Below are 14,248 nucleotides of genomic sequence, written 5' to 3'. Positions count from 1 at the left end.
CGCCCCCGGGTTCCCCCGGCGTGCCCGGAAACTCCGAAACGACACCATCCCCCAACTCCCAGGAAGGCACCCGCCATGACCGCTCAGCACCCCGTGAAGACCCTGCGGCTCGGACTCTTCGAGAACGCGCAGGCGAACGACTCCGGCACCGCGACCTGGCGCCACCCCGACAACCGGCGCTACCTGTTCGACAAGCTCGACTACTGGCGCGACACCGCCCGCCTGGTCGAGGACGCGGGCTTCGACTTCCTCTTCCTCGCCGACGCCTGGGGGTGGGCCGACGTCGCCGGTGAGCGTCCGGACGTCTGCTCGGTCGAGGGCCTGGATCTGCCGCGCCTCGACCCGGCGATCATCCTCGCCGCCCTCATCCCGGAGACCACCCGCCTGGGTCTGGTCGCCACCGGGTCGACGCTGCTCGAGCCGCCGTACTCGTTCGCCCGGCGGATGGCCACGCTCGACATCCTGTCCGGAGGGCGCATCGGCTGGAACGTCGTCACCACCGGCACCGCCGACACCGCGGTGCAGGGGTTCGGCGTGCCGATGGTCGGGCACGACGAGCGCTACCTCATGGCGGACGACTTCATGCAGGTCGTCTACAAGCTGTGGGAGGAGGCGTGGGAGGAAGGGGCGCTGGAGCGGGACAAGTCCGGTCGCTTCGCCGACCCCGCCAAGGTGCACCGCATCGCCCATGACGGCCCCTACTTCCGGTCCCACGGCTACGGCAACACCCAGCGCTCGCCGCAGGGCACGCCGGTGCTGTTCCAGGCCGGGGCATCGCCCGCCGGTCGCGAGTTCGGCGGCAAGCACGGCGAGGCGATCTTCGTCGGCAGCGGCTCGGTCGAGCAGCTCCGTGCGCACTCCTCGGCGATCCGCGAGGAGGCGGTGAAGAACGGCCGCGCTGCCCACGAGGTGAAGATCATGTCGGCGTTCGCCGCGGTCGTCGGCAGCACCGAGGAAGAGGCGCGCCGCACCTACGCGGAGGTCGCCGACGCGCAGAACCCCGAGGTCACCGTGGCGTCCTACGCCTGGTTCACCGGTCTCGACCTGTCGTCGTACGACCCGAGCACGCCGATGTCGGAGCTCCGCACCGAGCTGTCCCAGACGCAGGTCGCCCGGTTCGCCGACAAGACGGTGGGCGACGTGCTGGGCGACTGGCACGCGCACGGCGTGGGCGCCCGTCCGATCGTGGGCACGCCGGAACAGGTGGCCGACCGGATGATGGAGCTCGCCGACGGCGCCGACCTCGACGGCTTCCTCTTCGCCCCGGTGATCCCGCCGGCGTCGACCGCCGACTTCATCGAGCACGTGCTGCCGATCCTCAAGGAGCGCGGGGCGATCGCCGACCCCGCCGCCGAGCCGCAGTCGCTGCGGGAACGGCTGATGGGCACCCCGACGCCCGCGCTCGCCGACTCGCACATCGGCTCGTCGTTCCGGCGGACGATGGCGCGTGTCTGACGCCCTCGCCGGCGTCGCCGTCGTGGGGAGCGCGAACCTCGACCTGGTGGTCGAGGTCGCGCGTCCTCCCCGCGTGGGGGAGACCCTGCTCGGTCGCGCCGGAGGACGCTTCCCGGGTGGCAAGGGCCTCAACCAGGCCGTCGCGGCGGCGCGCACGGGAGCCTCGACGCGGTTCGTCGGCGTCGTGGGACAGGATGAGGCGGGATCGGTGCTGGAGGCGGCGCTGGCGAAGGCGGGCGTGGACGCCGCGCTCCGTCGCTCCGCGGCTGCGCCCACCGGAGTCGCGCACGTGCTGGCGTTCGATGATGGCGACAACAGCATCCTCGTGGCGGCGGGCGCGAACACCGAGCTCACGCCGGAGGATGCCGTGGCCGGGACCGCCGGCGCCGCCGTGGTGCTTGCGCAGCTCGAGGTGCCCTTCGGTGCGGTGGCGGCGGCCCTCCGCGCCGCCCGCCGCTCCGGAGCGCTCACGATCCTCAACGCCGCACCGGCCCAGATGCGCGCCGTCGACCTCCTGCCCGATGTGGACGTGCTGGTCGTGAACGAGACCGAGTGCGCGGAGCTCGGCGGCATCGACCGTCTCCTCGGTGCCGGGGCGGGCACGGTCGTCCTCACCGAAGGGGCCGCGGGGGTCACGCTGCATCGAGCCGGGCGGGCGGGACAGCACGTGGCCGCCTTCCGGATCGACGCCGTCGACACGACGGGGGCCGGGGATGCCTTCTGCGGCGCCCTCGCGGCGAGTCTCGCGCAGGGGTGGGACATCGCCCCGGCGCTCGTCCGCGCGTGTGCGGCGGGCGCGATCGTCGCCCGGCACCGGGGAGCGACCACCCCGGCGCTCTCGGTCGCGGCGGTGGACGCGCTGGTGGCGGGCCGCTGAGGCGGCTGCGCGCCGCGGGGTCAGTGCGCGGGGGCGTCCTCCGCGGCCGGGGTCTCCGCCGTCTCGCCGGCGAACGTGTACGCCCCGGCGCGCAGCCGTTCGAGGAGGGCCATGAGCCACTCCTTCTCCGCGGTGAGGCGGGCGGTGGACAGGTCGAAGATCTCGCGGACGTACTCGGGCGTCGTCTCCGAGCGCAGCGTGTCCTGCACGTCGAAGCCGTTCTGCGTGATGATGGCGTCGCTCTTGATGAGGCGGTGCTCCAGGCCGGCGATGACCTCCTGCCGGCTGAGGACGAACATGAACGAGGCCACGGTCATGATCGCCTGGGTGTCGAACGCCGCGACGTTCCAGAGGTTCTCTCGCAGCATGCGCTGCAGCTCGACCTCACCGGCCGGGGTGATCCGGTAGGTGGTTCGCGCCGGGCGCTTGCCCTCGGTCTCGGTGCCGCTCTCGGCGATGTAGCCGTCGACCTCCAGGGCGCGCAGCGCGTTGTAGATGGAGCCGGGCTGGATGTGCGCCCACTCGTCGACGTGCCAGGTCATGAGCTCCCGGCGGAGGAAGTAGCCGTGTACCGGCTGGAACTGCTTCACGGCACCGAGGACGACGAGGCGGGTGGTCGACATGCGCTTCATGCTAACGGCTGGCCGCGGCGGAACCTGTTGTTTGCATGGTCAAAAATGCATATGATTCGAACTAGTCAAAGTTGACTAACGAAAGGACTTCGTGATGACCACTGCCGTGACCGACACCCTGCCGCGGGACCGCGCCCTCCGTCGCGCCTTCTCCGTCTATCCGACCGGTGTGGTCGCGCTCGCCGCGCACGTCGACGATCGCGCGGTCGGGATGGCGGTTAACTCCTTCACCTCGATCTCGCTGGAGCCCGCACTCGTCGCCGTCAGCGCCGCTCGCACCTCGAAGACGTGGCCGGTGCTGCGCGCCGTCCCCGAGCTGGGCATGAGCGTCCTCGCCGCGCATCACGAACCACTCAGCCGCTCGCTGTCCGCCCGCGAAGGGGACCGGTTCGGCGGGCACGCCTGGCGGCGGACGGACGGCGGGGCCGTGCTGATCGACGACGCCGCGCTCTGGCTCACCTGCCGCCTGCACGGGACGTTCGACGGCGGCGATCATGAGATCGCGCTCTACGAGATCCAGGATGTGACGCTCTTCGACGACGTCGAGCCGCTCGTGTTCCACCAGAGCCGGTACCGCGCCATCTCGCCGGTCGGAGACGCGTGAGCGCACCGGCGCGTCCGGTGCTCTCCGGCCTGGTCGTCCCCGGCGACGGGCGCGGGCGGCTTCTCGGCTTTCCGACCGCGAACCTCGCACTGCCCGAGCGGCTGCTGCCCGACGACGGGATCTACGCGGCGTGGGCACGCCTGCCCGGCGACGCCCGCCGGTGGGAGGCGACCGTCAGTGTGGGCGTCAACCCGACCTTCTGCGGCGACCGGCCGCGGCGCCTCGAGGCCCATCTGCACGACGTCGACCTCGATCTCTACGGGCGGCGCCTGTCGGTCGAGCTCGTCGCCCTGCTGCGGCCGACTCTGCGCTTCGACGGGGTCGAGGAGCTCATCGCCCGGACCGCCGCGGACGTCGCGGCTTCCCGCCGACTCCTCACCCGCTGAGCCCACTCCGACTCCGACTCCGACTCCGGCTGCACGACCCCGGTCCCGGCTGCACGGCCCCGGTTCCGATTCCGGGTTTCGGCTGCACGACTCTGAACCGGATGCACGCGCCCGCGGGCCGATGTGTCGTGCAGGTGTCGCGGGGTCGTGCGGGTGTTCCACCGAGACGACCCGGTTCCGGGTGCACGACTCCGGTCCGGATGCACGAGTCGGCGGACTGATGTGTCGTGGGGTGTCGCGGGGCCGTGCAGGTGTCCCACCGAGACGACCTGGTTCCGGCTGCACGACTCTGATCCGGATGCACGAGTCGGCGGACTGATGTGTCGTGTGGGTGTCGCGGGGTCGTGAAGGTGTCCCCGGGAAAGGGGGGACGGAGGGGGCGGGTCAGTCGCGGGCGGTCTGCAGGAGAGCCCACACCTCGGCGCGGGCGGGGAACGTCGTCAGATCGGCACCCAGGAGGGCGCCGGCCTGGGCGACCCGGGAGCGCAGGGTATGGCGGTGGATGCCCAGCGTCGCGGCGGCCTGCTCGGCCCGCGCGTCGTGATCGAGCCAGGTGCGCAGGGCATGTTCCAGAGCCGTGCCGTGCGTGGCGTCGTGCTCCCGCAGGGGAGCGAGGCGTGACTCCGCGACGAGCCGCGCCTCGTCGGTCGCGAGGGCCGTGAGGAGGCTGGAGCCGACGGTGTCGGCATAGCGGACCGCTCCGCTCGCGCCGGGCTGGCGCAGCGCGGCGATGGCCTGTCCGTGCGCGCGGGAGAAGGCGTCGTACCCTTCCGGGTCGGACACGCCGATGCGGGCGCCGAAGCGAGCGGCGACGTCGTCCAGGAGTCCCTCGTCGACGGCGGAGACGCAGAGGACCACGCCGTCCTCGGAATCCGCGAGGAACGCGGCGGTACCGTGCTCCGCGCGGCGGCGCTCCCACCAGTCCAGCAGCGGTTCCGCCGGGGCGTCGCCGGTCACGGCCACCACGACCGGCGCGGAGGGGAGGCTGCCGAGCACCCGCCGGGCGATGCCGGGGTCGTCGCCGAGCAGCGACCGCAGCAGCTGGGTGTGCAGCCGCCGACGACCGCGCGCGAGCTGCTCGCTCTGCTCGCGTGCGAGGCCGGCCATCGCGATCACCGACGTCACGACGGCCCTGGCCTCCTGGTCGAGGGCCTCGGCGGCGACGGCGATCACGCCCCGGAGGTGACCGCCCCTGCCCACCGTGAACAGCATGAAGGTGTGCGCGTCGATCGTGAGCGATTGGCCCGCTTCGAGCCCGCGGTCGAGGATCTCGCGCACCCGACCGCCGAGCTCGTCGCGGACGCCGGAGGGGATCGCGTCCTTCGGATGCCCGATGAGGAGATCACCCGCCGCGTCGAACATGCCCGCCCAGGCTCCGAGCCGGCGGCCGAGCTCGGTGATGATCGCTTCGAGTCCGCGCGGGCGGAGCGCGGCGAGGGCCAGGGCGCGCTGCGTGTCCAGCGCCCAGGTGCGCCGGGCGTAGGCCTGCGCCGCGATCGCCTCGGAGTGCGCGCGGGCGACCGCGATGAACGGCGTGCGGTATGGCACCTCGAACAGGGGGATGCCCTGGTCCGCGCAGGCCGCGATGAGCTCGTCCGGAGTGCCGGAGCGATGCACGTCGGTGCCGAATCCGAGGCCCAGCACGCCGCGCTCGGCGAGGCGTACGACGTAGGGCGCGATGTCCTCCGGGTCGTCGAACTGGGTGCCGGTGGTGAGAAGGACGAGGTCCTCCGCGAGGAACGGTGTCGGGTCTGCCAGGTCGGAGCTGTGCACCCAGCGGAGGGGCCGCGCCAGCGCGCCCTCGGGGAGGTCGGCCGCGGCGGACACGAGACGGAGGTCGAGATCGCGGCGCCGCAGCAGCGCGGACAGGGTGGGCGGATCGGTCGGGGCCATGCGATCTCCGTTTGTACGCGACGGCGAAATCAATTCTCCGATTGTACAAGTGGGCGAATGCGCGGCTCTCCGCCGCGGTCGTACGCTCGCGGCATGGCTCTCCTCGACACCGCAGCACCCGCAGTCCCCCTCGGCGGCCCCGACCTCCCGCAGGAGCGTCGCCTCGTCACGGAACTCCCCGGCCCGCGCTCGGCCGAGGTCCTGGCTCGCAAGGCGGACGCCGTCGCCGCGGGCGTCGGCCACACCGTGCCCGTCGCCGCCGTCGCGGCCGGAGGAGGGGTCGTCGTCGACGCCGACGGCAACTCGCTCATCGACCTCGGTTCCGGCATCGCCGTCACGACGGTCGGCAACGCGCACCCGAAGGTCGCCGCCGCCGTCGCCGCGCAGGCCGCGCAGTTCACCCACACCTGCTTCATGATCTCGCCGTACGAGTCGTACGTCGCCGTCGCCGAGGCGCTCAACCGCGTCACCCCCGGCGACTTCGCCAAGAAGAGCGCGCTGTTCAACTCCGGCGCCGAGGCCGTCGAGAACGCGATCAAGATCGCCCGCAAGCACACCGGCCGTCAGGCGGTCGTCGCGTTCGACCACGGCTACCACGGCCGCACGAACCTCACGATGGCGCTGACCGCGAAGTCGATGCCGTACAAGAGCGGCTTCGGTCCGTTCGCCCCCGAGGTGTACCGCGCCCCCATGTCGTACCCGTTCCGGGACGGACTGGAGGGCGGTGAGGCCGCGGCCCGCGTGATCCTGCAGCTCGAGAAGCAGATCGGCGCCGACAACCTCGCGGCCGTCATCATCGAGCCCATCCAGGGCGAGGGCGGCTTCATCGTCCCCGCCGACGGCTTCCTCCCCGCGATCGTCGACTGGTGCCGCGCGAACGGCGTCGTCTTCATCGCCGACGAGGTGCAGACCGGCTTCGCTCGCACCGGACACATGTTCGCCAGCGAGATCTTCGGCATCGAGCCCGACCTCATCACCACCGCCAAGGGCATCGCGGGCGGTCTGCCGCTCGCGGCCGTCACCGGTCGCGCCGAGATCATGGACGCCTCGCACTCCGGGGGCCTCGGCGGCACCTACGGCGGCAACCCGATCGCGTGTGCGGCGGCGCTCGCCTCGATCGACGTCTTCGAGAACGACGGCGTCATCGAGCGCGCCAGGGAGATCGGCGAGATCCTCCTCGGCCGCCTCACCGCGCTCCAGGCCCAGGACGCCCGCATCGGCGACGTCCGCGGGCACGGCGCGATGGTCGCCGCGGAGTTCGTGGACCCGGAGACCAACGCTCCGGACGCCGCGCTCACGGCTGCCGTCGCCAAGGCGTGCATCGCTCAGGGCGTCATCGTCCTCACGTGCGGCACCTACGGCAACGTGATCCGCTTCCTCCCGCCGCTGTCCATCGGCGACGAGCTGCTGAACGAGGGCCTCGACGTCGTGGCCCAGGCGCTCGCCGACGCCTGACACTGTCCGGTCGCGTCCCCGGATCGGGGGATTTCGGGACGCGACCGGTACTTCTTCCCCCGCATCCCCCGACGACGAAGGAGTTGCAGATGGCTGAGATCACGCGCGACGTGCTGATCGTGGGTGCCGGAGCCGCAGGGCTCACGGCGGCCAACGACCTGCGGAAGGCCGGCCTGTCGGTCGCCGTCCTGGAGGCCCGCGACCGCGTGGGCGGCCGGCTGTGGACCGACGTGATCGACGGCGCGATGCTGGAGATCGGCGGCCAGTGGGTCTCTCCCGACCAGGATGCCCTCAAGGACACGATCGAGGAGCTGGGACTCGAGACCTACAGCCGGTACCGCGAGGGCGACAGCGTCTACGTCGGTCCGGACGGGCAGGCGCACCGCTTCACGGGCGAGATGTTCCCGGTGTCGCCGGAGACCGAGGCCGTGATCGCCCGCATCACCGGCATCCTCGACGCCCTCGTCGCCGAGATCGATCCCGACAAGCCGTGGGAGCATCCGAACGCCGCGGAGTGGGACTCCATCTCGTGGGACGCCTGGCTGCGCGCGCAGACCGACGACGACGAGGCCGTGCGCAACCTCGCGTTCGCCACCGGCTCGGCGATGCTGACCAAGCCGACCCACGCTTTCTCGCTGCTGCAGTCGCTGCTCATGGCGGCGTCCGCCGGCTCGTACTCGAACCTCGTCGACGCCGACTTCATCCTCGACAAGCGCGTCGTGGGCGGTCTGCAGCAGGTGCCGCTGCGCCTCGCCGAGCGCCTGGGCGACGACGTGCTGCTGAACCAGCCGGTCCGCAGCCTGGAGTGGTCGGATGACGGGGTCGTCGCGACGACCGACGAGCTCACGGTGCGGGCGCGATACGCGATCCTCGCCCACGCGCCCATCCTCTACAACCGCATCTCCTTCGTCCCGCCGCTGCCGCGCCGCCAGCACCAGCTGCACCAGCACCTGTCGATGGGCTTCGTCATCAAGGTGCACGCGGTCTACGACCGTCCGTTCTGGCGCGAGCAGGGCCTCAGCGGCACCGCCTTCAGCCCGTACGAGCTGTCGCACGAGGCGTACGACAACACCAACCACGGCGATGAGCGCGGCACCCTGGTCGGCTTCGTGTCCGACGCGAACGCCGACGGCGTCTTCGAGCTGTCCGCGGAGGAGCGCAAGGAGCGCATCCTCGAGTCGCTGTCGCACTACTACGGTCCCGAGGCCAAGAACCCGATCGTCTACTACGAGAGCGACTGGGGCAGCGAGGAGTGGACGCGCGGCGCGTACGCCGCGAGCTTCGACCTCGGCGGACTGCACCGCTACGGCGCAGACCTCCGCACGCCGGTCGGACCCATCCACTTCGCCTGCAGCGACATGGCCGGAGCGGGTTACCAGCACGTCGACGGCGCGATCCGCATGGGTCACCTCGTCGCGGCGAACATCGTCGACGCCCGCCGCGAGGCCGGCGCTCCCGAGAGCATCGGCTGATGACCGGCACGGTCGTCGTCGGCTACACGGCGACGGACGCGGGAGCGGACGCGGCGGCCCTGGGCGCACGGCTGGCGCGCAGCATCGGCGCGACCCTGCACCTCGTCATCGTCCTGCCGACCGAAGGCACCCGCAGCGCCGCCGTGCCGCCCGAGCGCGCGTATGAGGACGTCATCCGCGCCCAGGCGCGGAAGTGGCTGCAGGATGCGGTGGTGCGTCTCCCGCAGGAGCTCGTGCGCAGCGGACACGTGCGCTTCTCCGAGTCGTTCGCGGAGGGGCTGATCGCCGCGGGCGAGGAGTTCGATGCCGGCGTCATCGTGATCGGCACGGCGGGCGGCGGCATCTTCGGCCGTCACCGGCTGGGCAGCGTCGCCTCCGAGCTGCTGCACTCCTCGCCGATCCCGGTCGCCCTCGCACCGGCCGGCCTCGCGGAGCAGGACGACCACGTGCTCCCGCGCGTCACCGTCGCCGTGGGCACCCGGCCCGGCGCCGAGGGCGTGCTCGACCAGGCGGTCGCCCTCGCCGGGGCCGCCGAGGTCAGCCTCCGGCTCGTGTCGCTCGTGCCGTTCGACGTGCCGCCGGGCCTGGACACCGGGGCGATCCGCCTCGCCGGCAGCGAGCACGCGCATCAGGTGCTCGCCGTCGCGGCGGAGCGCCTGCCGGACGGCCTCGGCGCCGTCGTCGAGGAGGCGCCCGGTGAGACGGTGGAGGACGCCGTGGCCGGACTTTCCTGGCTCCCCGGCGAGGTCGTCCTCGTCGGCTCCAGCAGGCTGGCGCAGCCGCGTCGCCTGTTCCTGGGCTCCACGGCGGCGAAGATGCTGCACGAGCTGCCCGTCCCCATGATCGTCGTCCCGCGTACCCGCGATGAAGCAGGAGACCGCTGATGAGCAGCACCAACCGGGCGACGGAGCCCGCATCCGGCGTCACGACCGGCATCTCGACGAAGGGCCTGAGCGCCGGCACCGTCGGCCTGATCGGCGCCGTCGTGATCGGCATCTCGTGCATCGCCCCCGCCTATACGTTCACGGCCGCCGTCGGCCCCACCGCATCCGAGGTCGGCGCGCAGATCCCGGCGATCATCCTCGTCGGCTTCATCCCGATGCTCCTCGTGGCCTTCGGCTACCGCGAGCTCAACAACCGCATGCCCGACTCCGGGACGTCCTTCACGTGGGCCGCGCGGGCGTTCGGGCCGTGGGTGGGCTGGATGGCCGGCTGGGGGCTCGTGGTCGCGACGATCCTCGTGCTGTCCAACCTCGCGGGCGTCGCGGTCGACTTCCTGTTCCTGCTGCTGTCGCAGATCACGGGCAACCCGGACATCGCGTCCCTCGCCGGCGTGACCTGGATCAACATCGGCGTCTGCCTCCTGTTCATGCTCGGCGCGACGTGGGTGTCGTACCGCGACATGCAGACCACGCAGAAGCTGCAGTACTGGCTGGTCGGATTCCAGATCCTCGTGCTCGTGTTCTTCGCGGTCGCCGCGATCGTGCAGGCCGTGGGCGGCAACGGCTTCGACTACCAGCCGTTCGACCTCAACTGGTTCAACCCGTTCGCGATCTCGTCGTTCAGCGCCGTCGCCGCCGGTCTGTCGCTGTCGATCTTCATCTTCTGGGGCTGGGACGTCACCCTCACCATGAACGAGGAGACGAAGGACCCGGAGAAGACCCCGGGGCGCGCGGCGACGGTCACGGTGCTCACGATCGTCTCGCTGTACCTGCTCCTCGCCGTCGCGATGATCATGTTCGCGGGCGTCGGCACGGGTGAGCTCGGCCTCGGCAACGGCGACATCCAGGAGAACGTGTTCTTCCACCTCTCCGGACCGATCCTCGGGCCGCTCGCGTTCCTCGTCTCCCTCGCGGTGCTCACGAGCTCGGCGTCGTCGCTGCAGTCGACGTTCGTCGGCCCGGCGCGCACGCTCCTCGCGATGGGCCACTACGGGGCGCTCCCGAAGTCGTTCGCGAAGGTGAGCCCCCGGTTCTTCACCCCGGGCTACGCGACCATCGTGTCGGCCATCGTGGCCTCCGCCTTCTACGCCGTGATGCGCGTGGTCAGCGAGGACACCCTGTGGGACACCATCCTCACGCTCGGCATGATGATCTGCTTCTACTACGGGATCACCGCGTTCGCTTGCGTCTGGTACTTCCGCAAGCAGTGGTTCGACTCGGCGCGCAACGTCTTCTTCACCTTCCTGTTCCCGCTGGTGGGCGGCATCATCCTGGCGATCCTGTTCTTCACCACGCTGATCGACTCCATGGACCCGGCCTACGGCTCCGGGTCGGAGATCGGCGGTGTGGGCATCGTCTTCATCCTCGGCATCCTCATCATCGTCGTCGGCATCGCGGTGATGATCTGGAACGCCGTCCGCCGCCCGGCCTTCTTCCGCGGTGAGACCCTGGGTATGGACGCCCCGCCCAGCCGCCGTCGTCGTCCCACGTCCGTCTGAAAGAGAGAGAATCCATGAGCACCCAGAACGAGCAGGCGCTGCTCGACAGCATCCCCACCGGCCTCTTCATCGGCGGGGAGTGGATCGAGGGGGAGACCGGCGCGACCTTCGACGTCAAGGACCCCTCGACCAACCAGGTGATCCGCACGATCGCCGACGCCACCCCCGCGGACGGCATCCGGGCGCTCGACGCCGCCGTCGCCGCGCAGGATGAATGGGCCGCGACCGCCCCGCGTGTGCGCGGCGAGATCCTCCGCCGGGCGTTCGACCTCGTGCAGGAGCGCAAGGAGGACCTCGCGCTGCTGATGACCCTCGAGATGGGCAAGCCCCTCGCGGAGGCGCGCGGCGAGGTGGCCTACGGCGGCGAGTTCCTCCGCTGGTTCAGCGAGGAGGCCGTGCGCATCAGCGGCCGCTACGGCCTCAACCCCGAGGGCACCGGTCACATGATCGTGTCGCAGCGACCTGTCGGACCGTCGTTCTTCGTCACGCCGTGGAACTTCCCGTTCGCGATGGCGACGCGCAAGATCGCACCGGCGCTCGCGGCCGGCTGCACCGTGGTCATCAAGCCCCCGGCACTCACGCCGCTCACGACCATCTTCTTCACGACGCTGCTCGAGGAGGCCGGTCTGCCGAAGGGCGTCGTCAACGTGGTGCAGACCTCGAAGTCGAGCGCCCTGTCCGCCCCGATCATCGCCGACCCGCGGCTGCGCAAGCTGTCCTTCACCGGGTCGACCGAGGTGGGCCGCAAGCTCATCGCCCAGGCGGCGGAGGGCGTGCTCCGGGTCTCGATGGAGCTCGGCGGCAACGCTCCGTTCGTCGTGTTCGACGACGCCGACCTCGACAAGGCCGTGGACGGCGCGCTGGCCGCGAAGTTCCGCAACATCGGTCAGGCCTGCACCGCCGCCAACCGCTTCATCGTGCACAAGGACGTGGCGGGCGAGTTCGCCAAGCGCGTCACCGAGCGTGTCAACGCGATGAAGATCGGCCGGGGCACGGAGGAGGGCGTGGCGATCGGCCCGCTCATCGACGAGGACGCCGTGGCCAAGGCCGGCGAGCTCGTGGACGACGCCGTCGAGCGCGGCGCGACCCTGCTCGCGGGCGGCAAGGCGCTCGAGGGCACCGGCACGTTCTACGAGCCCACGGTGCTGACCGATGTCGTGCCCGGCTCCGCGATCCTCCGCGAGGAGATCTTCGGCCCGGTGCTCGCGATCGCGACGTTCGAGACAGAGGAGGAGGCCGTGCGCCTCGCCAACGACACCGAGTACGGCCTCGTCTCCTACGTGTTCACCGAGAACCTGCAGCGCGGTCAGCGGATGATCGACGCGCTCGAGACGGGCATGATGGGTCTGAACGTGGGTGTCGTCTCCAACGCGGCGGCTCCCTTCGGCGGCGTCAAGCAGTCGGGCGTCGGCCGCGAGGGCGGCTTCGAGGGCATCCACGAGTATCTGTCCACCAAGTACACGCTGATCCCCGTCTCCTGACCTTCCGGGTGGGGCCCCGAGCTTGTCGAAGGGCCCCTCCCCACCCGAACGGCCTGGGTCCCTGAGCTTGTCGAAGGGCCCCGCACACGAGAGGACAACCATGACCGACTACGCCGTCGTCAATCCCGCCACCGGCGAGACCCTGGCTTCGTACGAGACGTTCACCGACGCGCAGATCGAGGAGGCCGTCGCGGCGGCCGACGAGGCGCACCGCGAGTGGTCGCGGTCGACCACGGTCGCCGAACGGGCCGCGCTGCTGCGTCGTGCGGCCGAGCTGCACCGCGAGCGCCGGGAGGAGCTGGCCGACATCTTCGTGCGCGAGATGGGCAAGCCCCGCGAGGCCGCGCTCGGCGAGGTCGATTTCGCCGCCGACATCGCGGAGTACTACGCGGACCAGGCCGAGGACATCATGGCCGACCAGCCCATCAAGATCCTCGGGGAGGGGTCGGCGATCATCCGCCGCTCGTCGCTGGGTCCGCTCGTGGGCATCATGCCGTGGAACTTCCCGGCGTATCAGATCGTGCGTTTCGCCGCGCCGAACCTGATCGTCGGCAACACGATCCTCCTGAAGCCGGCGCCGCAGTGCCCGGAGTCGTCCACCGCGATCGAGGCGATCTACCACGACGCCGGTTTCCCGAAGGGCGCGTACCAGAACGTGCTCGCCACGAACGACCAGATCGCGGCGATGATCGCGGACTGGCGCGTGCAGGGCGTCTCGCTGACCGGTTCGGAGCGCGCCGGTGCCGCGGTCGCCGAGATCGCCGGGCGCAACCTCAAGAAGGTCGCGCTGGAGCTGGGCGGGTCCGACCCGTTCATCGTGCTCTCCACCGACGATCTCGACGCCACGGTGCAGGCGGGCGTGGACGCGCGCCTGGACAACAACGGTCAGGCCTGCAACGGCGCCAAGCGCTTCATCATCGTCGACGACCTCTACGACGCTTTCGTGGAGAAGTTCACGGCGGCGATGGCGGCGGTCGAGGCGACCGATCCCACGCTCGACGACACGGTCCTCGGGCCGGTCTCCTCGGAGGCCGCGGCGGAGAACCTGCAGAAGCAGATCGACACGGCCGTGGCCCAGGGCGCGACCCTGCTCACGGGCGGCACGCGCGACGGGGCGTTCTTCGCGCCGACCGTGCTCGCCGACGTGACCCCGGAGATGGACGTCTACCGCCAGGAGCTGTTCGGCCCGGCGGCGGTCGTGTACCGCGTCGCGGACGAGGACGCGGCGGTGGCGCTCGCCAACGACACCACGTTCGGTCTCGGCTCCTACGTCTTCACGACGGACGAGGCGCAGGCGGAGCGGGTGGCCGATCGGATCGAGGCCGGCATGGTCTACGTGAACCTCGTGCTCGCGGACAGCCCGGAGCTGCCGTTCGGCGGCATCAAGCGCAGCGGCACGGCCCGCGAGCTCGGTCACCTCGCCGCCGACGAGTTCGTCAACAAGAAGCTGATCCGCATCGGCTGATCGTCGACCCACCCCCTTGCGGCCGAGCGGCCCCCTTGCGTGCGCACGCAAGGGGGCCGCTCGCGCGAGAAGGGCCGGGTCGACGGAG

Annotated in this window: 12 protein-coding genes; 10 read left to right on the top strand and 2 right to left on the bottom strand. The window is 71.2% G+C overall.

The genetic code is table 11. From position 1 onward, the window contains the following. Positions 1-75: 75 nt before the first annotated feature. Both KAF39_RS00875 and KAF39_RS00870 read left to right on the top strand, forming a co-directional pair. Entirely contained in the window at positions 76-1,455 is a 1,380-nt protein-coding gene (locus tag KAF39_RS00875; RefSeq protein WP_210675547.1) for an NtaA/DmoA family FMN-dependent monooxygenase, read from the top strand. Then, positions 1,448-2,332 (top strand): ribokinase, encoded by an 885-nt coding sequence (locus KAF39_RS00870; protein ID WP_210675546.1) that lies wholly within the window; start codon positions 1,448-1,450, stop codon positions 2,330-2,332. The genes KAF39_RS00875 and KAF39_RS00870 overlap by 8 nt, the downstream gene beginning before the upstream one ends. A gap of 20 nt (positions 2,333-2,352) precedes the next feature. Here the strand turns inward: KAF39_RS00870 and KAF39_RS00865 are convergent, their stop codons facing one another. Next, positions 2,353-2,955: a PadR family transcriptional regulator gene (locus tag KAF39_RS00865; protein WP_210675545.1), complete on the bottom strand. Its 603-nt coding sequence runs from the start codon at positions 2,953-2,955 to the stop codon at positions 2,353-2,355. A 103-nt stretch (positions 2,956-3,058) separates the two neighbouring features. On the opposite strand from KAF39_RS00865, the gene KAF39_RS00860 reads away from it, so the two are divergent. Both KAF39_RS00860 and KAF39_RS00855 read left to right on the top strand, forming a co-directional pair. Beyond that, positions 3,059-3,568, top strand: a complete 510-nt coding sequence (locus KAF39_RS00860; RefSeq protein ID WP_210675544.1) for a flavin reductase family protein — start codon at positions 3,059-3,061, stop codon at positions 3,566-3,568. After that, on the top strand, positions 3,565-3,954 hold the full coding sequence (locus KAF39_RS00855) for a riboflavin kinase (protein ID WP_210675543.1): 390 nt from the start codon (positions 3,565-3,567) through the stop codon (positions 3,952-3,954). The genes KAF39_RS00860 and KAF39_RS00855 overlap by 4 nt, the downstream gene beginning before the upstream one ends. Positions 3,955-4,338: 384 nt before the next feature. Here KAF39_RS00855 and KAF39_RS00850 read toward each other — a convergent pair whose 3' ends face one another. Next, on the bottom strand, positions 4,339-5,847 hold the full coding sequence (locus tag KAF39_RS00850) for a PucR family transcriptional regulator (protein ID WP_210675542.1): 1,509 nt from the start codon (positions 5,845-5,847) through the stop codon (positions 4,339-4,341). A gap of 93 nt (positions 5,848-5,940) precedes the next feature. Here KAF39_RS00850 and gabT point away from each other — a divergent pair, with 93 nt between their 5' ends. From gabT to KAF39_RS00820, 6 genes are all read left to right on the top strand, one after another. Further along, positions 5,941-7,302 (top strand): 4-aminobutyrate--2-oxoglutarate transaminase, encoded by a 1,362-nt coding sequence (gene gabT / locus KAF39_RS00845; protein WP_210675541.1) that lies wholly within the window; start codon positions 5,941-5,943, stop codon positions 7,300-7,302. 89 nt (positions 7,303-7,391) lie between these two features. Further along, positions 7,392-8,774, top strand: a complete 1,383-nt coding sequence (locus KAF39_RS00840) for an NAD(P)/FAD-dependent oxidoreductase (RefSeq protein WP_210675540.1) — start codon at positions 7,392-7,394, stop codon at positions 8,772-8,774. Next, positions 8,774-9,658 (top strand): universal stress protein, encoded by an 885-nt coding sequence (locus KAF39_RS00835; RefSeq protein ID WP_210675539.1) that lies wholly within the window; start codon positions 8,774-8,776, stop codon positions 9,656-9,658. Before KAF39_RS00840 ends, KAF39_RS00835 begins: the two co-directional genes overlap by 1 nt. Further along, positions 9,658-11,214: an APC family permease gene (locus tag KAF39_RS00830; RefSeq protein ID WP_210675538.1), complete on the top strand. Its 1,557-nt coding sequence runs from the start codon at positions 9,658-9,660 to the stop codon at positions 11,212-11,214. Before KAF39_RS00835 ends, KAF39_RS00830 begins: the two co-directional genes overlap by 1 nt. A 14-nt stretch (positions 11,215-11,228) precedes the next feature. Beyond that, positions 11,229-12,695: an NAD-dependent succinate-semialdehyde dehydrogenase gene (locus KAF39_RS00825; protein ID WP_210675537.1), complete on the top strand. Its 1,467-nt coding sequence runs from the start codon at positions 11,229-11,231 to the stop codon at positions 12,693-12,695. Positions 12,696-12,795: 100 nt separating this feature from the next. Further along, positions 12,796-14,160, top strand: a complete 1,365-nt coding sequence (locus KAF39_RS00820) for an NAD-dependent succinate-semialdehyde dehydrogenase (RefSeq protein WP_210675536.1) — start codon at positions 12,796-12,798, stop codon at positions 14,158-14,160. Positions 14,161-14,248 lie beyond the last annotated feature (88 nt).

Source organism: Microbacterium sp. BLY (genome assembly GCF_017939615.1).
Classification (GTDB): domain Bacteria; phylum Actinomycetota; class Actinomycetes; order Actinomycetales; family Microbacteriaceae; genus Microbacterium.
Note: the sequence above shows the minus strand (reverse complement) of the source record. Positions and strands in the feature narration are given on the sequence as shown.